Source organism: Streptomyces fradiae ATCC 10745 = DSM 40063, from assembly GCF_008704425.1.
GTDB classification, from domain to species: Bacteria; Actinomycetota; Actinomycetes; order Streptomycetales; family Streptomycetaceae; genus Streptomyces; species Streptomyces fradiae.
Window position 1 is genome coordinate 489,665 of sequence record NZ_CP023696.1, and the last position, 21,346, is coordinate 511,010.

Annotated in this window: 18 protein-coding genes; 9 read left to right on the forward strand and 9 right to left on the reverse strand. The window is 76.4% G+C overall.

The window, feature by feature from the left end:
* The first annotated feature begins 28 nt into the window (after positions 1-28).
* The 5 genes from CP974_RS02140 to CP974_RS02160 all read left to right on the forward strand — a co-directional run bounded on the left by CP974_RS02140 (position 29) and on the right by CP974_RS02160 (position 4,843).
* Entirely contained in the window at positions 29-637 is a 609-nt protein-coding gene (locus tag CP974_RS02140) for a TetR/AcrR family transcriptional regulator (protein WP_037938078.1), read from the forward strand.
* Between the two features lie 272 nt (positions 638-909).
* Positions 910-1,995 carry a WD40/YVTN/BNR-like repeat-containing protein gene (locus CP974_RS02145; RefSeq protein WP_031137149.1) on the forward strand — a complete coding sequence of 362 codons (1,086 nt, stop codon included), beginning with the start codon at positions 910-912 and terminating at the stop codon, positions 1,993-1,995.
* 35 nt (positions 1,996-2,030) lie between these two features.
* The gene (locus CP974_RS02150) at positions 2,031-2,708 is read left to right on the forward strand and encodes a uracil-DNA glycosylase (RefSeq protein WP_031137151.1); all 678 of its coding nucleotides are present in this window, start codon (positions 2,031-2,033) and stop codon (positions 2,706-2,708) included.
* Positions 2,705-3,841 carry an N-acetylglucosamine kinase gene (locus CP974_RS02155; protein ID WP_223844504.1) on the forward strand — a complete coding sequence of 379 codons (1,137 nt, stop codon included), beginning with the start codon at positions 2,705-2,707 and terminating at the stop codon, positions 3,839-3,841. Before CP974_RS02150 ends, CP974_RS02155 begins: the two co-directional genes overlap by 4 nt.
* Before the next feature lie 87 nt (positions 3,842-3,928).
* Entirely contained in the window at positions 3,929-4,843 is a 915-nt protein-coding gene (locus tag CP974_RS02160) for a sirohydrochlorin chelatase (protein ID WP_031136805.1), read from the forward strand.
* 330 nt (positions 4,844-5,173) lie between these two features.
* On the opposite strand, the gene CP974_RS02165 is transcribed toward CP974_RS02160, so the two are convergent.
* The 4 genes from CP974_RS02165 to CP974_RS02180 all read right to left on the reverse strand — a co-directional run bounded on the left by CP974_RS02165 (position 5,174) and on the right by CP974_RS02180 (position 10,997).
* Positions 5,174-6,187, reverse strand: a complete 1,014-nt coding sequence (locus CP974_RS02165) for a lactonase family protein (RefSeq protein WP_031136803.1) — start codon at positions 6,185-6,187, stop codon at positions 5,174-5,176.
* A 399-nt stretch (positions 6,188-6,586) separates the two neighbouring features.
* Positions 6,587-8,191, reverse strand: a complete 1,605-nt coding sequence (locus CP974_RS02170; RefSeq protein WP_031131960.1) for an FUSC family protein — start codon at positions 8,189-8,191, stop codon at positions 6,587-6,589.
* A 411-nt stretch (positions 8,192-8,602) separates the two neighbouring features.
* On the reverse strand, positions 8,603-9,724 hold the full coding sequence (locus CP974_RS02175; RefSeq protein WP_037937954.1) for a mandelate racemase/muconate lactonizing enzyme family protein: 1,122 nt from the start codon (positions 9,722-9,724) through the stop codon (positions 8,603-8,605).
* Between the two features lie 40 nt (positions 9,725-9,764).
* Positions 9,765-10,997 (reverse strand): response regulator, encoded by a 1,233-nt coding sequence (locus tag CP974_RS02180; RefSeq protein WP_031131964.1) that lies wholly within the window; start codon positions 10,995-10,997, stop codon positions 9,765-9,767.
* 116 nt (positions 10,998-11,113) lie between these two features.
* Between CP974_RS02180 and CP974_RS02185 the strand changes: the two genes are divergently transcribed.
* Positions 11,114-12,250 carry a DegT/DnrJ/EryC1/StrS family aminotransferase gene (locus CP974_RS02185; RefSeq protein WP_031131967.1) on the forward strand — a complete coding sequence of 379 codons (1,137 nt, stop codon included), beginning with the start codon at positions 11,114-11,116 and terminating at the stop codon, positions 12,248-12,250.
* Positions 12,251-12,383: 133 nt separating this feature from the next.
* Here CP974_RS02185 and CP974_RS02190 read toward each other — a convergent pair whose 3' ends face one another.
* Positions 12,384-13,361 carry a dihydrodipicolinate synthase family protein gene (locus tag CP974_RS02190; protein WP_031131969.1) on the reverse strand — a complete coding sequence of 326 codons (978 nt, stop codon included), beginning with the start codon at positions 13,359-13,361 and terminating at the stop codon, positions 12,384-12,386.
* A gap of 135 nt (positions 13,362-13,496) precedes the next feature.
* On the opposite strand from CP974_RS02190, the gene CP974_RS02195 reads away from it, so the two are divergent.
* Complete coding sequence (locus tag CP974_RS02195; RefSeq protein ID WP_031131971.1) at positions 13,497-14,483, forward strand: LLM class flavin-dependent oxidoreductase; 987 nt, start codon at positions 13,497-13,499, stop codon at positions 14,481-14,483.
* A 104-nt stretch (positions 14,484-14,587) separates the two neighbouring features.
* Here the strand turns inward: CP974_RS02195 and CP974_RS02200 are convergent, their stop codons facing one another.
* From CP974_RS02200 to CP974_RS02215, 4 genes are all read right to left on the reverse strand, one after another.
* The gene (locus CP974_RS02200) at positions 14,588-15,391 is read right to left on the reverse strand and encodes a carbohydrate ABC transporter permease (RefSeq protein ID WP_031131973.1); all 804 of its coding nucleotides are present in this window, start codon (positions 15,389-15,391) and stop codon (positions 14,588-14,590) included.
* Entirely contained in the window at positions 15,391-16,347 is a 957-nt protein-coding gene (locus tag CP974_RS02205; protein ID WP_031131975.1) for a carbohydrate ABC transporter permease, read from the reverse strand. The genes CP974_RS02200 and CP974_RS02205 overlap by 1 nt, the downstream gene beginning before the upstream one ends.
* A complete protein-coding gene (locus CP974_RS02210; RefSeq protein WP_031131977.1) occupies positions 16,344-17,600 on the reverse strand; it encodes an ABC transporter substrate-binding protein in 1,257 nt (418 codons plus the stop codon). Before CP974_RS02210 ends, CP974_RS02205 begins: the two co-directional genes overlap by 4 nt.
* A gap of 181 nt (positions 17,601-17,781) precedes the next feature.
* Positions 17,782-19,707 carry a ligand-binding sensor domain-containing protein gene (locus CP974_RS02215; protein WP_223844331.1) on the reverse strand — a complete coding sequence of 642 codons (1,926 nt, stop codon included), beginning with the start codon at positions 19,705-19,707 and terminating at the stop codon, positions 17,782-17,784.
* 443 nt (positions 19,708-20,150) lie between these two features.
* Between CP974_RS02215 and CP974_RS02220 the strand changes: the two genes are divergently transcribed.
* Both CP974_RS02220 and CP974_RS02225 read left to right on the forward strand, forming a co-directional pair.
* A complete protein-coding gene (locus tag CP974_RS02220; protein ID WP_031131981.1) occupies positions 20,151-20,654 on the forward strand; it encodes an Lrp/AsnC family transcriptional regulator in 504 nt (167 codons plus the stop codon).
* Positions 20,651-21,340 carry an HAD family hydrolase gene (locus CP974_RS02225; RefSeq protein WP_031131983.1) on the forward strand — a complete coding sequence of 230 codons (690 nt, stop codon included), beginning with the start codon at positions 20,651-20,653 and terminating at the stop codon, positions 21,338-21,340. The genes CP974_RS02220 and CP974_RS02225 overlap by 4 nt, the downstream gene beginning before the upstream one ends.
* Positions 21,341-21,346 lie beyond the last annotated feature (6 nt).

Below are 21,346 nucleotides of genomic sequence, written 5' to 3' on the forward strand. Positions count from 1 at the left end.
CTGGGAGCCAGTCAACGCAGGAGTAAGCATGTCCCCGCGAAGCCCATCGGTCAATGCGGAGTTGCGGCGGCGATCCCGCGAGCGGCTTCTCCAGGCGACGGTCGAACTGGTGGCCGAGCGCGGTTACGAGGCGACGACGCTCGGCGACATCGCCGACCGGGCGGGCTCGGCGCGCGGTCTCGTCTCGTACTACTTCCCCGGCAAGCGCCAGCTGCTGCAGTCCGCCGTCCACCGCCTGATGCACATGACGCTGGCCTCCGCGCTGGAGCGGGAGCCGCGCACGGACGACGGGCGGGAGCGGCTGGCACGCGCGATCGACGCGGTCCTCACGCTGGCCGTGGAGCAGCCGCTGCTGATGCGCACCCACATGGCGGGCATCCTCCAGGCGGAGGGTTTCGTGCGCTGCCCCGAGCAGCAGCGGCTCGCCGCGATCCTGCGGGACACGATGGCGCGGTACGGCTCGCCGGACGTGGACGCCGACTACCCGCTGCTGCGGGCGCTGCTGATGGGCGCGGTCTTCGCCGTGCTGCTGCCGGGCGCCCCGATGTCGCCCGCGCGGCTGCGGGCGGAGCTGTTCCAGCGGTACGGCCTCGACTGGGAGTCGGGCAGGCCCCCGGCGGAGGACGGCCGGCGGTAGGGCGGGCCCGGCGGCCGCGGGCCCGGCGGACCGGTGCTCTCCGGACCGGGAGGCGCACGCCGGGGGCGGCCGGGGCCGCCCGAGGCGCACGCCGGGGGCGGCCGGGGCCGCGCCGACGGCGCACGCCGGGGCGGCGCAGGCGGGCCGCGGCGGGTCGGCGGCACGCGGCCTGGCCTGCGGGAACGGCGCTCCGGCGGCCGTCGTCCGCGAGCGGGTGCAGACTGGCCCGTGACGGCCCGTACCGCGGCGGAGGCGTCCTGGAGGTGGCGGCCATGACCGACGTACTGCTCACCGTAGGCACCCGCAAGGGGCTGTTCACCGCGCGGCGGCGGGGCGGCGACTGGACCTTCGACGGCCCGCACTTCCCCGCGCAGGCCGTGTACGCGATCGGCATCGACCTGCGGCGGCCCGCGCCCCGGCTGCTGGTCGGCGCGGACAGCGCGCACTGGGGGCCGTCCGTGTTCCACTCCGACGACCTCGGGGCGACGTGGACCGAGCCGGGCGAGGCGCCGGTGAGGTTCCCGAAGGAGACGGGCGCCTCGCTGGAGCGGCTGTGGCAGCTCCACCCGGCGGGCCCCGCGGCGCCCGGTGTGGTGTACGCGGGCACGGAGCCGGCGGCGCTGTTCAGGTCGGAGGACGAGGGCGAGACGTTCGAGCTGGTCAGGCCGTTGTGGGAGCACCCCACGCGGTCCCGCTGGCAGCCGGGCGGCGGCGGCGAGGCGGTGCACACGGTCGTGACGGACCCGCGTGACCCGGACGCGGTGACGGTCGCCGTGTCGGCGGCCGGGGTGTTCCGCACCCGCGACGGCGGCGCGTCCTGGGCGCCGTCGAACGAGGGGGTGTCGGCGGTGTTCCTGCCCGACCCGCACCCGAGGTTCGGCCAGTGCGTGCACAAGATCGCCCAGGACTCCGGGGACCCGGACAGGCTGTACCTGCAGAACCACTGGGGCGTGTACCGCAGCGACGACTCGGGGAGCACCTGGACCGGCATCGGGGCCGGGCTGCCGTCCGACTTCGGCTTCGCGGCCGTCGCGCACCCGAAGCACTCCGGCACCGCGTACGTCTTCCCCATCGAGGCCGACACCGACCGGGTGCCCGCCGGACGCCGGTGCCGGGTGTACCGGACGAGTGACGCGGGCGGCAGCTGGGAGGCGCTGTCGCGGGGCCTGCCGGAGGAGGACCACTACGGCACCGTGCTGCGGGACGCGATGTGCACGGACGGCGCCGACCCGGCGGGGCTGTACTTCGGCAACCGCAACGGCGAGCTGTACGCCAGCGCCGACGACGGCGAGAGCTGGCGCCGACTGGCCGCGCACCTGCCGGACGTGCTCTGCGTGCGGGCCGCCGTCGTCGGGTGACGGACGGGCCCGGCTGCGCCAGTAGAGTGACGGCCGTGGCAGCGCGACCGTTGAAAGAAATCGTCGAGCCCGGCTGGGCCGACGCCCTCGCTCCCGTGGCGGAACGCATCGCGGCGATGGGGGACTTCCTCCGCGCCGAGATCGCCGCCGGGCGCACGTACGTCCCGTCGGGCGCGAACGTCCTGCGGGCCTTCCAGCAGCCGTTCGACGAGGTGAAGGTCCTCGTCGTCGGCCAGGACCCGTACCCGACACCGGGGCACGCGGTGGGACTGAGCTTCTCGGTCGCGCCGGACGTGCGCCCGCTGCCGGGCAGCCTGGAGAACATCTTCCGCGAACTCCACTCCGACCTGGGCCTGCCCCGGCCGTCCAACGGCGATCTGACGCCCTGGACGCGGCAGGGGGTCCTGCTGCTCAACAGGGCCCTGACGACGGCGCCCCGCAAACCGGGCGCCCACCGCGGCAAGGGCTGGGAGGAGGTCACCGAACAGGCCATCAGGGCCCTCGTGGCGCGCGGCAAGCCGCTCGTGTCGGTGCTGTGGGGGCGCGACGCCCGCAATCTGCGCCCGCTCCTGGGCGACCTGCCCGCCGTCGAGTCGGCGCACCCCTCCCCCATGTCGGCGGACCGCGGCTTCTTCGGCTCGCGCCCCTTCAGCCGCACCAACGACCTGCTGCTGCGTCAGGGGGCCGAGCCGGTCGACTGGCGCCTGCCGTGAGCCCGCCGCCGGGCGGCACCTGGGTCCTGGGCGCCGACTCCGGCGGCTCGGGCCTCCGCGTCGCCCTGGCGGAGCTGGGCGGCGCCGCGGGCACGGCCGGGAGCGGGGCCGCGTGCGGGAGCGGGGCCGCGCCGGGGTGCGCGACCGGCGCGGGGGCCGGTCCCGACGGCGGGGCGGGTCCTGACGGCGGGGCGGGGGCCGGTACCGGGGCGGGGGCCGGCGCGCCCGTCGTGGTGCGGGCCGTCGGGACGCGGGTCTTTGGGACCCCGGTGCCCACCGGGGCCAAGGGCGTCGACGCCGGCCGGATGGCGGAACGGCTGGTGGGGGCGGCGCGGGACCTGCTCGCGGGCGCCGGCGCGACCGGACGGCCGCTCGCCGCGGTCGCCGTCGGCGCCGCCGGGATGGCGGGGCTGGGCGGAGAGCTGCGGGCCGTGCTGCCGGGCGCCCTGCGGGACGCCCTGGGGGTACGGCGCCTCGCGCTGGCCTCCGACGCCGTGACCGCCCACGCGGGGGCCCTGACCGGTGCTCCCGGCACGGTCGTCGCGGCCGGCACCGGGCTGGTCGCGCTCGGCACGGACCTGCTGCGCTGGCGCCGCGCCGACGGCTGGGGCCACCTGCTGGGCGACTGCGGCGGCGGCGCCTGGATCGGCCGTGCGGGGCTGGAGGCGGCGCTGCGCGCCCACGACGGGCGGCGCGGTGGCTCCGGCGCCCTGCTGGCCCGCGCCGAGGCGCTGTTCGGCCCCGTGGCCGGGCTGCCGGGGCTGCTGTACCCGCGCCCGGACCGGGCCGCCGTCCTCGCGTCGTTCGCGCCGGAGGTGGCCGCCTGCGCGGACGGCGACCCGGTGGCGGCGGACGTCCTCGCCCGTGCCGCACGGCACATCGCGGAGGCCGCGGCAGCGGTCCACCCGGAGGTGAGCGGCGGCGCCCTGGCCCTGACGGGGGGCCTGCTCCGGCTCGGAGACCCCCTGCTCGTACCGCTGCGCGAGGAGCTGGCGCGGCAACTCCCGGGCGTGCGGCGGGTGTCGGCGGCGGGCGACCCGCTGTCCGGGGCGCTCCACGTCGCCGCGACGCTCGCCGCGGGCGCGCCCGGCCTGCCCCGTGAGCCCGGTCTGCTGGACACATACGGCGACTGACCGACTCTTCCGACAAACTGCCCAATGGGGGCGTCAACGCCCCCTCCCCGAACAGCGGGGCGGGCAAAACCAGTAGCATGCGGCGCCATGAGCTCCCCCACTGGGCCCGCTGGCCTGCCTGTACGAATGCCACGCCCCCGCCAGGCCGGGCGGCACCGTCGCCCCGAACCCCTGGCGGCGCCCGAGGGCGCGCCCGCACTCGTCCTCGCCGTCCCCGGTGAGCCTTCCGCCGCCGTGCGCGGTCTCGCGGAAGAACTCGTGAGCATCGCGCGCTCCGAGCTGCCCGGCCTGGAGGCCGCGATCGGCTTCCTCGACGGGGACGACGCCGAGTTCGTGTCGCTGGCCGGTGTCCTGCGGCGGGCGGTGGCGCTCCGCGTGGAGCGGTACGAGCTGGCCAGGGCCGCCGGCCGCGAGGTGGCCGAGCCCGAGGGCCCGGCCGCCGTCGTGGTGCCGCTGCTGGTCGGCCCGGACGCCGAGCTGATGGGCCGGATACGGCAGGCCGTCGCCGACAGCGGCGCGCCGGCCGAGCTGACCGACGTCCTGGGCCCGCACCCGCTGCTCGCCGAGGCGCTGCACGTGCGGCTCTCGGAGGCCGGGCTGGCGCGCGCCGACCGGGCGCGGCTGTTCACGGTCACGACGGCGGCGGACGGCATCGTCCTGGCGACGACCGGCGGCACGGAGGCCGTCCAGGCGGCCGGGATCACGGGCATGCTGCTCGCGGCGCGGCTGGCCGTGCCGGTCATGGCGGCGGCCCTGGACCAGGAGGGCTCCGTGGCCGCGGTGGCCGAGCAGCTGCGCAACGCCGGTTCGGCGCAGCTCGCGGTGGCCCCCTACCTGGTGGGCCCCGAGCTGGCCGAGGGGCTGCTGGACGACGCCGGCAAGGCCGCGGACTGCCCGGTCGCCGAGCCGCTGGGCGCGTACCCGGCCGTCGGCAAGCTGGTGCTGTCCGGCTACATGGCCCTGCTGGGCATCACCCCGCAGCAGGCGGCCCCGGTGCGCTGACCGGCGCGGCCGGGAGACGACCGTACGGGAAGGGCCCGCACCGCGGCGTGAGCGCCGGTGCGGGCCCTCCCGCGTTCCCGCCCGTGCCGTGCCGCCGTGCCCGCCGTGCCGTGCCCGCCCGCGCCCGCGTGGCCCTCGCGTCTCCCGTGCGTTCCTCGCGTTCCCGTGGCCCCCGCGCCTCCGGCGGGACGTCCGCGTACGGCGGCGGCCGGTTCGGGCGCGGGCGGGGCCCTACGGGCCCTCCGGGCCGGCGGGCCCGTGGTCGCGGGCCGCCGGCGTGGGAGGGGGCCGGAAGGGCACGGCCCCCGCGCGGACCGTCACTGCGCCGGCTCAGGCCAGGACCACGCAGGAGGCGGCCGGGGCGGCCACCGCGCCCGTGCGGGACGGGACTCCGGTCTCGGGGTCCACGTCGAACCAGGTCACGTCCCCCGACCGCTCATTGGCCACGTACAGCCGGCGCCCCTCCGGGTCGGCCGCCAGGTCCCGCGGCCAGCGGCCTCCGGACGGCACCGCGGCGACCAGGCGCGGGCGCTCGCCGCCCTCGTCCAGTTCGAGCACCGCGATGGTGTCGTCGCCCCGTACGGCGGCCCACACGAACCGCCCGTCGGGGCTGACGGCCAGCGCGGAGGGGTAGCCGGGGCCCGCCGCGCCCGCGGGGCGGACCGGCACCTCGGCGACGGGCTCCAGGGTGCCCGCGCGGCCGTCCCAGCGGCACACGGTGAGCGTCGGCGCCAGCTCGCCGAGGACGTACGCATGGCCGCCCGACGGATGGAAGGCCAGGTGGCGCGGGCCGCTGCCGGGGCGCAGCGCGGTCTCCGCGCGGACGGTGAGCGCCCCGGTGCCCGCGTCGAGGGCGCAGACCCGCACGGAGTCGGTGCCGAGGTCCACGGTGAGCAGGAAGCGGCCGTCCGGGGCGGGCCGCACCTGGTGCGCGTGGGGAGCGGCCTGCCGGTCGGGGTCGGGGCCGCCGCCCCGGTGGCGGACGAGCCCGGTGACCGGTCCGGGGGCGCCGTCGGGGCGGACGGGCTGGGCGCTCACGGCACCGGAGCCGTAGTGGGCGGCGACGACATGGCCCGCGGTGTACGCGAGGTGGGTGGGGGCGGAGCCCCGTACGGGCTCGGGGGCGCCGATGAGGCGGGGCGCCGGGCCCGTGACGTCGAACGCGGCGACGGCCCCGTCGTCGGTCTCGGACACCGCGTACAGCACGGCGGCGTCGGGACGCAGGGCGAGGAAGGACGGGTCGGCGACGGCGCCGGTGGAGCCCGTGGGCGTCAGGGCGCCGGTCCGGGCGTCGACGTCCGCGGCGGTCACGCCGCGCCCCCCGGCGGAGGTGAACGACCCGATGTACGCCCGCCGGGCGCCCGGCCGTGCCGGGCCCGGCGCGGGGGCGGCGGCTCCGGCACGGCCGGGCGCCGGGGCGGCGGCGCCGGGCGCGGCCCCGCCGGGCGCGGGGCCGCTTCGTGCGGCGCGGGCGGGCGCCGGGGCGGCGGGGCGGGCGCCGCCCGTACCGGGGCCCCGCCTGCCGCCTTCCTCCGCACCGGCCGCCGGGCCGCCGGGCCCGCAGCGGCCTCCCCCGCCCGCCCGGCCGTCCCGGCCGTCCTGGCCGTCCAGGTCCGCCGTCCGCCCGTTCCCGTACCGCTCCACCGCTGCCCCTCCCGCATGGCCGTTCTGGCGTTGCGGGGACGACGCTAGCAGCCGCGGTCTAGACCAACGGAGGGGCAGGTGCGCCGCGCGGCCGCGCGCTCAGGAGCGGACCAGGAGCGAGCGGGGCGCCGTCCGCAGCGGGCCGTCCAGCTCGGCCAGCAGCCGCTCCAGTCCGCGCAGGTGCGCCAGGGCCGGCGCTCCGTCCGGCGCCGTGGCCCGCGGGGCGCCGGGTACGGCCGCGCGGGCGCACGGCCCGGACGCCTCGGCCCCCGCCCCGGCCGTCTCGGCGCCCCGGGCGGCGCTCCCGAGCGACCCGGCCGCCTCCGGGCCCGCCCCCTCCAGGACCCGCTCGCGGCCCCGCAGCAGGGCCTCCACGGCGGCCTCCACCCGCCAGCAGGCCGCCGCCAGCCGGGCGTCGCGGCCGGCGTCCGGGTCGGCCGCCACGACCGTCAGCCCGCGCAGCTCGCGGGCGCAGTCGTCCAGCAGGGCGAGGACCTGGCGGGCGCGGGCCTTGCGGTCCCGGAACGGGCTCAGCGGGTGGACCAGCGGCGCCAGCGCCATCCGTACGCGTCCCAGCAGCACCTCCAGTTCGGCGGCGTGCGGGGCCGGGTCCGCGGTGGGCGAACCGGCCAGCCGCTCCGCGGCCTCGGCGGTGCAGCGGCGCACGGCGAGCAGGGCGCGCTGGATCCAGGCGTCGTTGGTCGCGTGCGTGGTCACCGGCAGCACGAAGGTGACCGCCAGCGCGGCGAACAGCGCGCCGACGCCCGTCTCGGCGGCCCGCAGGACCAGCAGCCCCGGCGTCAGGACACCGAGGAGCCCGTACAGCAGTCCCGCCATCACCGTCACCGCCAGCATCATCCAGCTGTACGAGACGGGCGCCGTGTAGAAGATCCCGAAGACGCAGACCGCGACGAGGACGGCGGTCGGGCCGGGCGCGCCGTGCAGCGGGAGCGCCAGCACGAGGCCGGCGAGGATGCCGAGGACGGTGCCCAGGACGCGCCGGAAGCCGCGGACGAGGGTCTCGCCGCGCGACGCGGTGTTCACGAAGATCCACCAGGCGGTGCCCACGGCCCAGTACCAGCGCTCCTCCGACAGCAGCTGACCGACCGCCAGGGCGAAGGCGCAGGCCGCGGTGGTCTGGAAGGCCTGCCGGGTGGTGGGCCTGGCCAGGCCGCGGCCGGGCAGCGGCGCGGGCACGGCGGCCGGCGGGGTGCGCCGTTCGATGGGCCACACGACGAAGCGGACGGCGCCCGCGGCGGCCAGGGCGACGCCGACGGCGAGGTACAGCTCGGGCAGGTCCGCCGGGGCGGCGTGCAGGAACTGCACCACGAAGAACTGCATGAACGCGAAGATCCCGAGCGCGTGGCCGCGCGGCCCCCAGCGGCGGGCGTAGACCCCGCAGAAGACGACCGCGAGGAAGGCGGCGTCCCGGCCGAGGGGGACGTCCTGCAGGGTGGTGGCGAGGGTGAGGACCGGCAGGCCGGCGGCGGGCAGGAGCGCGGTGGTGATCCGCTGGGCGCGCACCGTGGCGTCGGCGACCGTGAACAGCGCCAGCAGCGCGGCGAGCCCGCCGGTGATGGACGCGGTCAGGGACAGGCCGGCCAGTTCGGCGAGCGCGACGGCGAGCGCGATGCCGAGCACGGCCCGGCTCGCGTTCCGCAGCCTGAGGTGCCCCGGGTCCGGGGCCACGAAGATCCTCTTCATGACGGTGGTACCGCCCCCCTTGTCTTGCTCTCGCCGGCCGCGGAGGTGCCCGGGGGTGGTGGGCGTGTGCCGCGGGCACGACGAAGGCGCCGCGGTCCGGATCCGGCCTCGTCGCCGTCCGGCGCTGCGCGGCGCCGCTGATACGTGGATGGGACAAGGAAAGCATCCCGGTGGGGGTGGCTCAAATCGTGACCGTGCGACTGGTCCGATGGCCCAGTCGTACGGGACTTCCCTCGGCCACCGGGGGGCCAGTGGACCAGATCGTCCGGAACCGGTCCCTCCCCTTCGCCGTCCGGTCCCCGGACCGCCCGGGTCGGCGACCGGCCCCGCCGGCGCGGGAGGACCGGCGGCCGCGAGTCCGGGCGGGCACGCGGCCCGGGGGCCGGCGGCGGGAAGGCCCGGCGCCCCGCGTCACCGGCCGCCCGGCACCCCGCGTACGGCGTCGCCGGGCAGTTCCGCCAGCCGGTGCCCGAGGCCGGGGGCGTCCGGCAGGGCGACCACACCGGTGTCCCGTGCGCCCGCGAAGGCGGCGGGGGCGAGCGGCTCGGCCTCGACCAGCAGCGGGCCGACGAGGTCGGCGGGCACGGTGGCGTGCGGCAGCGCCGCGGCGAGGTGGGCCGCCGCCAGGGTGGCGACCCCCAGCTCCGGCATGGTGCCGATCTTCACCACGAGGCCGGCGGCCTCCGCCAGGGCCGCGACCTGCCGCGCCGGGTGCAGCCCGCCCACCTTCAGGATCTTGATGTTGAGCACGTCGGCGGCGCCGCGCCGCACGATCTCCAGGGCGTCGTGGAGGGACTGCAGCGACTCGTCGGCCATCACCCGGGGCCCGCCGCGCCCGCGCAGCGCGGCCATGCCCGCGAGGTCCCACCGGGGCAGCGGCTGCTCGACGAGGTCCAGGCCCGCGTCGCCCAGGCGCGCCACGGTGCGGGCGGCGGTCGACGGGTCGTAGCCCTCGTTGGCGTCGAGCGACAGCTCGGTCCCCTCCGGTACGGCGGCGCGGACGGCCCGTACCAGCTCCACGTCCCGGTCCGGGTCCGCGCCGCCCTTGACCTTGACGTGGGTGAAGCCGCGGGCCGCGTACGCGGCGGCCTCCTCGGTCATCTCCCCCACCGTGCCGAGCCCGACGACCCAGGCGGTGGGCACCGCGTCCCGCACCCGCCCCCCGAGCAGCAGGTGGGCGGGCCAGCCCGCGGCGCGCCCGGCGAGGTCGTGGAGGGCCAGGTCGAGGGCGGCCTTGGCGAGGCGCTGGCCCCGGATCGCCGCGTCCATGGCGGCATGTGCGCCCGCCAGGTCGCGGGGGTCGCGGCCCACGAGGGCGGGCGCGACGTGGCCGGTGAGCGCGGCGCGCAGCCCTTCCAGGGTCTCCCCCGTGTACGCGGTCATGGGCGAGGCCTCGCCGTAGCCGGTCGTGCCGTCGTCGGCGCGCACCTCGACGACGAGGGTGACGAGGTCGGGGCTGGCCCCGCTGCTGATGGCGAAGGGGCGCCGGTAGGGGGCCCGGACGACCTGGCTGCGAATCGAGACGATCTTCACTCGGCTCCTCCTGGACGCGGCCCCGCCGTCGGCGTCGGGCCTAGAGACGTACGCGGTAGACGATCGGCGGCCGGCCGGTGCGGCCCTCCTGGAGGCTGCCGAGGGGGACGGCGACCCCGGCGCGCTCCAGGCGCTTGAGGATGCGGCGGGCGGTGCGCTGCTGGACGGCCAGGTGCTCGGCGACGCGGTGGGCGGTGACGCCGGCCTCGTCCTGCGCCGCGACCAGCTCCCGCAGCCGCTCCACCGTCCGCGGGTCGAGCCCGGCGCGGCGGGCGAGCAGTCCGGCGCCGTCCGGCCCGGCGGCGGGCCGCGGGGCGCCCCCGGTGCCGTGGGCGATGACGATGTCGGTGTCGTCCTTCAGGGAGACGACGCCCGCGACCGGCCCGACCGCGCGGGCCCGGTTGACGGCCCGCCGGGCCAGGACCTCCGCCTCGGCGGCGGTGCGGCCGAGGCCGAAGCCGACGTGGGCGGTGCCGTGCCGGGCGGCGAGCCCGTCGAGGAACGGCAGGCGGGTGTAGTGGTCGGTGGCCTGCTCCAGCGCGCCGCGCGTGGTCACCGCGAGGCGGCTGCCGTCCGGGAGCCCGGCGAGACTGCCGCCGAGGACGGCGAGGTCCGCGGCGAGCTCCTCGTCGGCGGCGGGCAGGTCGACGATGCCGAGGGCGATCTGGGCGTCGCCGCTGTGGGCGCCGGCGGTGGCGAGGACGAGGGCCCGCAGGGTCGCCCGTATGGAGTGGCGGGACGGGGCGAGCCGGACGGCGGGGACGCGGTGCTCCAGCTGGTGGTAGGCGGAGCCCAGACAGGTGAGCGCGGCGGTGGCGCCGTGCCGCTCGTGCGCGTCGAGGTGGAAGTCGACCAGGTCGCGGGAGGTGAGGCCGGGCCGGTGGGGCAGCACGCGGACGTGCTCGGTGGGCAGCCGGGCCTCGGTGAGGGTCTCCGCCACCTCGGCGCGGCCGATGGTGTCGATGGAGACGCGGGAGACGTCGTGGCCGAGCCTGAGCAGCTCCACGAGCGCCCGCAGCAGGGTGGCGCCGCTGTACGGGACGTACATGGCGGGCCGGTCGAGCAGGCCGGCGTCGGCGGCGAGGGTGTGGGGGACGACCCCGGTGAACAGCAGCGCGTCCACGTGGGGGCCCGCCGCGCGGACGACGTCGGGCGTCTCGTCCTCGTGCCGGTAGGGCAGGGCGCGCAGCCGGGCGCCCCCGGTGTCGCCGCCGACGGCGAGCACCTTGTCCACCAGGTCCTCGGGACCTGTCACGCCGACCGTGAGGGCCATCGGCCGGTCTCCGTTCGTCCGGGGCGGCGTCCGCGGGGCCGGTTGACGCCGGTCCACCGGCGCCCTAGTTTCGGCCCAGGCCGTAACCGCGTGTCTGGCGGAAGGATAGTAGCCCGATGCCCGAACGGGAAATCCCCCTGCCGACCGTGCTGGAGCCGGCCGGCAGGACGCTCGGCGAGGAGGAGCGCGCGGCGGTGCTGCGGGTCCTCGACTCCGGGGTGCTGTGCAGCGCGTTCGGCGGCGAGGCGCGCGCGCTGGAGGCGGAGATGGCGCGGCTGTACGGCCGCCCGCACGCGGTGGCGTGCTCGTCCGGTACGGCGGCGCTACACCTGGCGGTCGCGGCGTGCGGGGTCGGGCCGGGCGACGAGGTGGTGACGACGCCGATCTCCGACTTCGGCACGGTGGCACCGGTACTGGCGCAGGGGGCGCGGCCGGTGTTCGCGGACGTGCGCGCCGGGGACGGCAACCTGGACCCGGAGGCCGTGGCCGCCGCGATCACCCCGCGGACGCGGGCGGTCGTCGCCGTGCACCTGTTCGGCGGAGCGGCGGACGCGGCGCGGCTGCGGGAGGTGTGCGACCGGCACGGGCTGCCGCTGGTCGAGGACTGCGCGCAGGCGTGGCTGGGCGAGGACGCCTCGGGGCGGCGGCTCGGCACGGTGGGCGACATCGCCTGCTTCAGCCTGCAGCAGTTCAAGCACGTCACGGCGGGCGACGGCGGTCTGGCCGTCGCGGACGACCCGGAGCTGGCCCGGCGGATGCGGCTGTTCATGGACAAGGGCTGGGACCGCTCCGAGGGCCGGATCCACCGCGAGATGGGCCTCAACTACCGCATGCCGGAGCTGGTCGCGGCGGTGGCGCGGGCACAGCTCGCCAAGGTCGAGGGGGTCGTGCGGGCCCGGCGCGCGTCGGCGGCGCTGCTGCTCGCCGCGCTGGACGGCCTGGACGGGGTGGCGCTCGCCGGGGACCCGGCCGGGCACGCGTGGTGGATGTTCCCGCTGCTCGTCGGGGAGAACGGGCGCTGGGCCCGCGAGCTGGCGGCCGAGGGCGTCCCGGCGCTGCCCGGCTACCTGGAGCGGCCCCTGTACGCCAATCCGGCGGTGCCCGGCGGCCGTGCGGGGCTGTGCCCGCGCGCGGAGGAGCTGATCGGCCGGACGCTGCTGGCGCTGCCGTGGAACGAGGCGTACGGGGAGGAGCACGTCGACCGGATCGCGGGCGCCCTGCGCCGCGCCCACCGGCGCGCGGCGGCCGGCTGATCCCGGCGGCGACCGCCGCCGTCCAGGCGTCCGGGACGGCGCCGACGCGCCCCGCGCGGGCGGCGGCGGTGCCCACCGGGGCCGTGCCGGCCCCCGTCCGGCCACCGGGCCGCGGGCCTCCGCCGCCGGGGACTCAGGCGGCGGCGCCGTCCTCCTTGGCGAGCCGTTCCAGGCAGGCGACGACGGCGCGCCGCTCGGCGTCGGGCAGCGGCGGCCCGTACGGGTCGAAGGCGGCCTCCTCGGGGATGGCGCCCTCCCACACCGCGGCCCACAGCATCCGCTGCACGTATCCCTCGATGGGCGCGAGGAACGTGGCCTCGGCGAACCGGTCGAGCCGCCCCGACGCCCGCAGGAACCCGGCGGCGTCCCCGGCCGTCCAGGCGTCCAGCACGGCGCCGGTGAGCCCCGCGCGGGCGGCGGCGATGCCCACCAGGGCCGTGTCGGCGCCCCACATCAGCGACGGGCCGAACATCCGGTCCTCGCCGGTGACCAGCAGCGCCCCGGTGCCCTCCGCCGCCCTGAGGGCGTCCTGGCAGTCCACCGCCCGGTCCAGGGTGGCGATCTTGATGCCGGCCGTCGAGGGCTGCTCCAGCAGCCGCCGGACCAGCCCCGGCGCGTACGGGTAGCCGCCCGCCTCGCCGTGCAGGAGGAAGCCCAGCACGGGCAGTCCGCTCGCCTCGGCGACCCGCTCGTGGAGCCGCGCCGCCCGCTCCTCGCCGTCGGGCAGCGCGTGGTGGCGGGCCACCGGGTAGACCATCACGGCGTCGGCGCCCAGCTCCGCGGCGCGCGCCGCCATGGCCACCGCCGCGTCCTCGGCCTCGTCGAGCGGCGCGCCGCGCAGCGCGCGCGGCACGCCCGCCCCGGCGACGACCGGCAGGTCCACGGCGTCCCGCCACACCTCCAGCACGCGCCGCCGGTCGGCCTCGGCCAGGTGCAGCCCGCGCCCCGTGTGCGCCCACACGGCGACGCCGCCGATCCGCTCGGCGACCATCCGTTCGGCGTACCGGCGCAGCGCCGCGAAGTCGACGGCTCCGGAGGCGTCCATGGGGGTCAGCACGGCGGGCAGGACGGTGCCGCGCAGCCGCCCGGCGAGTTCCTCGGTAGCGGACATGTACGACTCCCTGTAGGACGGTGGTGTCTGACGGTCTGTCGTCCGGTCTCGCGGTCTGTCGCCCCGGCGCGCGTTCACGCTAGCCTTTGCGGCCCGGACCGTAAAGCAAGGCCGCGAGGGGAAGGAAGCGGTGCCATGCGCCTGGGCCTCTACGTCAACCTGTACGCCGACAAGGCGGACCGGCCGCGCCTCGCCGACGCGGTGGAGCAGGTGCGCCTCGCCGAGCAGGCGGGCTTCGCGTGGGTGGTGCTCGGGGAGCGGCATCTGCACCGCCCCGGCTACCACGAGGCGGTGACGTCGCTGGCGTACCTGGCAGCGCACACGGAGCGGATCGGGCTGGCGACGGCGGGGCTGATCGCACCCGTGTACCACCCGGTGTGGCTCGCGGAGACGCTCGCCCACGTCGACGTGCTGTCGGGCGGCCGGCTGACGGCCGGTTTCGTCCTCGGCTACCGGCCGGAGGAGTTCACGCTGTACGGCACGCACCCGCGCGAGCGGGTGGCCCGCTTCGAGGAGTGCCTGGAGCTGGTGACGCGGCTGTGGACCGAGGACGAGGTGAGCCACGAGGGCCGGTTCACCTCGCTGGACGGGGCGTTCCTGTCGCCGCGCCCGGTGCAGAGCCCGCGTCCGCGCCTGTGGAACGGCGGGCGGGTGCCGGCGGCGCTGGAGCGGACGGCGCGGATGTGCGACGGCTGGACGACCTCGTTCAACGAGCTGGACGCGGACCTGCCCGGCAAGATCGCCGAGTACCTCTCGTACCCGCGGGGCGCCGGCAGTCTCGGCGCGGAGGTCATCGTCTGCCGCGAGGGCTACTGCGCGCCCACCACGCAGGCGGCGCGGGCCGCGCTGGAGGAGCCGCTTCGCGGGCTGTACGACGCGTACGGCGGCTGGAAGCGGACCTCGCAGGACGCCGCGCGGTACGCGCAGGAGTGGGACGACATCGCGGCCCGCTCGGTGATCGGCTCGCCCGGGGAGTGCGCCGACCGCCTCGGCCGCTACGCGGCGATGGGCGCCGACGGCGTGGTCCTGCGCGTCCAGCCGCCCGGCATGCCGCAGGCGGACGCGCTGCGCGCCATCGAGGCGTACGGCACGGACGTGCTGCCGCGGCTGCGCGCCGCCTGACCCCGGCGCGCGGGCCCGGTCCGCGGGCCGGGAGCCGGGGGCCGGGGCGTGGGGCCCGGTCGGGGCCGGGGGCCGGGGGCCCGGTCGGGGCCGGGGGCCGGGGGTCAGTTCTTCAGGCCCGTCGTGGCGATGGAGTCGGTCAGGTAGCGCTGGAGGAGGCCGAAGACCAGCAGGCAGGGCAGGACCGTGATGGTCGCCCCGGCCATGATCTGGTTGACGGCGACGTTCTCCCCCTCCAGCGTGGCCAGGCCGACGGTGAGGGTGTGCATCCGCGAGGACTGGCCGATGACGAGCGGCCACAGGAAGTCGTTCCAGTGCCACAGGAAGACGAAGACGCCGAGCGTCGCCAGGACGGGGGTGATGAGCGGGACGACCACGGTGGTGTAGATCCGCCACTCCGAGGCCCCGTCGATCCTCGCCGCCTCGAACAGCTCGTCGGGGAGCTGCGCGATGAACTGCCGCATCAGGAAGACGGCCTGCGAGTTGGCGAGGGTCGGCACGATCAGGCCCCAGTACGTGTCCACGCCGCCGAGCCGCGAGACGAGGACGAAGTACGGGACGAGGGTCGCCTGGAAGGGCACCATCAGGGTCGCCAGGAACGACCAGAACAGCACCTCGCGCCCGGGGAACCGCTTCTTCGCGAAGGCGTACCCGGCCATGGAGGAGAACAGCAGGATCAGCACGACCGACACCAGCGAGTACACGAGGGAGTTCGCGGCCCAGCGGGTGATGTCGGCGCCGGACAGGACGGCGGAGAAGTTCTCCCACGTGGCGCGGGTCAGGTCGAAGGCGCCCGGCAGGGTCCTGCCGCCCGGCGGCGCGAACGCGACCAGCACCATCACCGCGAAGGGCGTCATGGTCACCAGCCCCACCAGGGCCAGCAGGACCGGCAGCCGCAGTCTCGCCATCAGTCGTCCCGTCCGATCAGCCGGCGCTGGATCAGCGAGAACACCAGGACCACCAGGAACAGGACCAGTCCCAGCGCGCTCGCGTAGCCGAAGTCGAAGAACTTGAAGCCCGTGTCGTACAGCAGGTAGACGAGGGAGTAGCTGGCGCGCACCGGACCGCCCGCCGTCATCACGTACATCGCGTCGAAGACCTGGAACGCGCCGATCGCCTCGACGACCAGGACGAAGAAGAGGACGGGGCGCAGCAGCGGCAGCGTCACCCAGCGCAGCCGCCGCCAGCCGGTGGCGCCGTCGATGACGGCGGCCTCGGAGACCTCGCGCGGGATGGACTGGAGCCCGGCGAGGAGGATCAGCATGGAGTAGCCGAAGCCCTTCCAGGCGGAGGTGGCGGCGATGGCCGGCAGGACGAGCCGCTCGTCGCCGAGGAAGTCGACGGGGCCCAGGGAGAGGACGCCGAGCGCCGCGTTGAGCAGGCCGTCCTCCACGTCGTAGATCCACTTCCAGATGACGGCGGCGAGCACGATGCTGGTGACGTACGGGAGGAAGAACACGCCCCGGAAGAATCCGCGCAGCCACAGGGTGCGGTGCAGCAGCAGGGCCGTGCCGAGCGAGAGCCCGACGGTCAGCGGGACGAAGAAGAGGGTGTAGAGGGCGGTCACGCCGAGGCTGGACCAGAACAGGTCGTCGTCCAGGAGCCGGGCGTAGTTCTCGACGCCGATGAACCGCCAGTCGCCGCTGAGCCGGTAGTCGGTGAGCGAGAGGAACGCGGCGCCGATCGTCGGGCCGAAGCGGAAGACCGTGAAGAGCAGCAGCATCGGCGCGACGAACAGCAGGCCGACGCGTGCCTCGCGGCGGCGGACCGGGCGCGGCGGGCGGCCCGCCGGGCGGGCCGGGCCGGGTACGGCGACCGGCTCGGGGGTGGGCGCGGTCCGCTCGCCGGCCGTACCCGCCGTCAACGCTGCCGCGCCAGGAGGTCGTCGGCCTGCGCGGCGGCCGCGTCCAGGGCCTCCTTGGGGCTCTTGCGCCCGGTGAGGGCCGCCTGGATCTCGGGGGCGATCAGGGACATCACCTGGCGGGCCACGGGGCTCGGCTCTCCGGGGTAGGCGTAGGGCAGCGCCTCCTGGAACTGCTTGGCGTACGGGGCGTCGCTGGGCACCGTCACGTCGGTGCGCGGCGAGAGGAAGCCGCTCGCCTCGCCGAGGCTGCGGATGCGCTCCGGCGCCGCCATGTAGGCGAGGAACTTCTGCGCGCCGGCCGTGTTGCGGGCCTTGGCGCTGAGGCCGAGGCCGCCGGGGACGCCGAAGGAGACCTGTTCGGCGTCGCGGAGGGGCTTGCCGACGACGACGTTCCCGGCGCCCCACGTCTTGCGGGCCAGGTCGGCGTCGGCCGAGGTGCTGGAGAAGGCCATGGCGACCTGCTGCTCGCCCATGGGGTGGTCGGCGAAGATGTTGGTGTTGGTGAGGGCCGACTTGGGGACGGCGCCGGCCTTGTAGAGGTCGGTGACGAAGGTGAGGGCGGCGACGCCCTCGGGCCCGTTGAAGGCGGCCTTCTTCCCGTCCTCGGAGAAGACCGAGCCGCCCGCCTGCCACAGCAGGGGGTAGAAGTTGAGGTTGAGGGTGGCCTCGTTGCTCGCCGAGTAGTCCAGGGTGGCGACGCCGGCCGCCTTCAGCTTGGGCGCCGCCGCCCTGACCTCGTCCCAGGTGGCGGGGGGCTTGTCGATGCCGGCCCGGTCGAGGAGTCGCTTGTTGTAGAGCGTCGTGGTGACGGTGTGGTAGATGGGCACCGCGTAGAGCCTGCCGTCGTGGGTGAGGGCGTCGAGGGCGTTCGGCAGGAACGATTCCTTGATGCTCTCGACCGCCTTGTCGACGGGCTGGAGGGCGCCGCCCGCGAGGTACTGCGGGACCTGGTCGGGGTTGAGCAGGACCACGTCGGGGCCCTTGCCGCTGCCGAAGGCGGTGGCGAGCTTCTCGTCGCGGTTCTCCCAGGGCTGCTCCTCGATGGTGACCGTGGTGCCGGGGGTGGCCGCCTCGAAGTCCTTCTCGATCCGCTCCCAGTAGGCGGAGTTGGCCTTCGGGTCCGCGATGACGGGGTACATCCACACGGTGACGTCGTTCGGCCCGTTCCCGCCGTCGCCGCCGCAGCCGGCCAGCAGGGCGGCCGCGGCGAGGAGGGCGAGCGGGGTGGTGGCGCGCTTGAAGCCTGTCGTCATGGAGGGCCTCCGCAAGGCCTGAGAAGGATACGCGTGCCCGGTCACTTACGGTCTGGGCCGAAAGTAACCGGGCACAAATCGGGCTGTCAATGGCACGGGAAGACACGCGACGACACGGAACAACACCGGAGGAACTCCGGTCGAAACCGGCCGACACGGTGCGGTCCGACGCCGGCCGGGGTCAGCGCCGCACGTCCACCTTGTAGAGCTCGGGGCCGCGGCTGAGGTACAGCCACCCCTCGTGGGCGGTCAGGCGCCGGTGGGGGAAGTTGACCAGCAGGTGCGGGTCCCGCTGCGGGAAGAACGGGTCGACCCGGAAGATCAGCGCGCCGTCGACGGAGACGTACAGCTTGCGGCGGCTGACCACTATCGCCCCGTCGTTGCTGCGGGTGCCCAGTTCCAGGCGCCGCAGGACGCGCGGCTCCTCCGGGTCGATCGCGAACAGCGAGTGCCCGGCGAGGGCCCAGACGACGCCGGCGGCCACCTCGACCGCGCTGACCGAGGCGATCCCCTCGGCCGGCTCCAGCTCCCACAGCTTGCGCGCGCGGGCCACGTCCCAGGCGAAGACGGCGCCGGCCGTCCGGGTGGGCGGGGTGGTGCCGAGGCCGCCGAAGATGGAGGCGCCTCCGTAGACGACACCGTCGTCGGCGGTGAGGGCGATGATCGACATGTCCTGGACGACGTTGCGCGTGAACGTCGACTCGCCGGTCGCCTTGTCGTACACCGCGAGTCCGCCACCGAGGCGGTTGCCGTCCGGGACCGTGCCGACCGCGATCCTCCCGTCCGTCTCGGCCAGGCACCGGGCGCGCGCCTGGAGTTCGGGCTTGAGGGTGAGGACGACCTCGGGGTTGGCGGGGGTGCCGGGCGGGCCCTCCGGGGAGTACTCGGGGCTGTTCCACGGCTGTCCGGGGCGGTAGCGGAACAGCCGGGCGTCCGGGTACTGGCCGATCCACACGGTGCCCTCGGAGTCGCGCAGGATGGCCTCGATCTGGCCGAAGCGGTGGAACGAGGGCAGGCCCGTGGTGGTGTCGACGGCCGACAGGCCGCCGTTGAGGAAGCCTCCCGCGTAGACCGTGCGGCGGCCGCCGGCCGCGAGGGCCTGGACGTCGATCGGCTCCTTGCGCACCTTCGTCCCGAGGACGGCGTGCGCACCGGTGGCCGGGTTGTACCGGAACATGTCGCCGCGCCACAGGGTGCCGACGACGCTCCGGCCGGGGTAGTCGGGCAGGCCCAGCTCGGCCCAGCCGAAGGAGCGGGCGTTCTGCACCTTGCCGGACAGGACGAGGCCCGTGCCGGTGTTGGCGCCGGTGGCGGGGTCGTAGCGGCGCAGCTCGCCGTGCTGGAAGAAGTAGACGGCCCCGTCCTCGCCGGGCGGGCAGACGCTCAGGCCGTGGACCTCCGGGATGGGGTCCGACCAGGTGCGGGTGGCGAGGTCGAAGACGTACAGCGGGTTGGGGGCGTCGGAGCCGATGCGGGCGTACAGCCGGCCGTCGTACGCGTTGAGGTCGTAGACCGGCTTGCCGGTGACCGTGCCCAGCCCCGGCGGGGCGGGCAGCTGGGTGAAGGTGCGGGTGGCGGGGTCGAGTTCGGCGATGTGGGCGGCGGCGTAGGAGCCGCTGTACACCTTGCCGCCGGCGCAGGCGATGCTGCGCACGTACGTCTGGCCGGGGACGGCCTGCCCGAAGTCGGTGAAGGCGCGGGTGGCGGGGTCGAAGCGGAAGACCTTGCCGCCGGGGAACGTCCCGCCCCAGACCTTGCCGTCGGCGTCGGTGGCCAGCGCCCAGATGAAGGTCTGCCCGGCGGCGGGGAGGCCCAGGTCCTCGGCGGTGTCGCCGGAGCCCGGTGCCCAGCGGTAGAGGTGCGCGTTTCCGTAGGTGCCCGCGTAGACGCCGCTCGGCGCGGCGGTCACGGCCCAGGCGCCGTCACCGCCCGTCAGGGGGGCGCTGACCAGCAGGTCGCCGGTCGTGGGGTCCATGGCGTTGAGGCGGGCGGGCTTGCCCGTCGACGCGTTCCACAGGGCCTGCCTCCCGGACGGTCCGGGGGCGACGGCGCCACCGAGCAGGAGGACGTCGCTGAGCGGGATTCCGATGTACTGGGGTTCACGCATGAGCTGGCTCCCGGCCTCGGCGTGTGCTTCGGGAGAAGGGGGCAGGAGGGTGGCGGAGATTACTGCGGTCGAGCCGGCGAGGAACGCGCGTCGCGTCGCCACAGAGGGAACACCTCCCTGGAAGGAGAGAGTTACGGCACTAGCCGAAAGTGATACGCCGCAGCTCATGGGCCGTCAACGGTACGCGTCGCCCTGCGGTGTGCTCATCCGACACACGGCCGCCTCCCGCACGTCACCGGGGAGGGCGACCCCGTGGTCACGGGCCGTATGGCGCGGTCCGGGCCTTGTTTCGGCGATTTCCGGCCAAGCCGGCGGGCGGGCGCGGGGAACCGGCCCTCGGCCATTCGGCCCCCGCCGGGCCGTCGGCCGGCCTCGGCGGCCCGTGCGGGGCCATTGGTACAGTCGACCTACGGACTGCCCGGCCGACGAGGGGGCGACGGACCATGCCGGTCGACGAACTGGACACACGCATCCTCCGGCTGCTGATCGAACAGCCCCGCACGAGCGTGCGGGAGTACGCGCGGATCCTCGGCATCGCCCGCGGCACGCTCCAGGCGCGGCTCGACCGGCTGGAGCGGGACGGCGTGGTCACGGGTACGGGTCCCTTCCTCTCCCCCGCCGCGCTCGGGCACCCGGTGCTCGCCTTCGTCCACGTCGAGGTGACCCAGGGCCACCTGGACGAGGTGGGCGACGCGCTCGCCGCCGTACCGGAGATCGTCGAGGCGTTCTCCATCACCGGCGGAGGCGACCTGCTCACCCGCGTGGTCGCGCGGGACAACGCACATCTGGAGGACGTCATCCAACAGCTCATCAGACTGCCGGGCGTCGTACGGACGCGGACCGAGGTGGCGCTGCGGGAGCGGGTCCCGTTCCGGCTCCTGCCGCTGGTGGAGTCGGTGGGCCGGGAGGCCCGCGCCGCCCGCGCGAGCGGAGGGGGGAGCAGGTGACCGCCGTCCTCTTCGACCTCGACGGCACGCTGGTCGACAGCGAGCCGAACTACTACGAGGCCGGCCGCCGGGTCCTCGCCGCCCACGGCGTCACCGGCTTCACCTGGGAGCGCCACACCGACTTCATCGGCATCGGCACCCTGGAGACGCTGCGGGCCCTGAAGGCGGAGCACGGGATCGACGCGCCGCTGGAGGACCTGCTCGCCGGGAAGAACCGGCACTACCTGGAGCTGGCGTCCGCCGGGACCGAGGTCTTCCCCGAGATGCGGCTCCTCGTCGAGCGGCTGCACGCCGACGGGGTGCCCATGGCGGTGGCGTCCGGCTCGTCGCGCGCGGCCATCGAGACGGTCCTCGCGGGCGCCGGGCTCTCCGGCCGCTTCGGCGCCCTGGTCTCCGCCGAGGAGGTCCCGCACGGCAAGCCGGCGCCGGACGTGTTCCTGGAGGCCGCGCGCCGCCTGGGCGCCGACCCGTCCGCGTGCGTCGTCGTGGAGGACGCCCCGCCGGGCGCGGAGGCCGCCCACGCGGCGGGCATGCGCTGCGTGGCGGTGCCGTACGTGCCGTCGACGGCGCGGGCCCCGGCGTTCCTGGAGGCGGGCCTCCTCTTCCCCGGCGGCCAGGGCGCCTTCCGCGCGGCGGAGGCGTACGACTTCATACGGGGCCGCGAGGGGGCGTGGGACGCGGGGTGAGGGGGG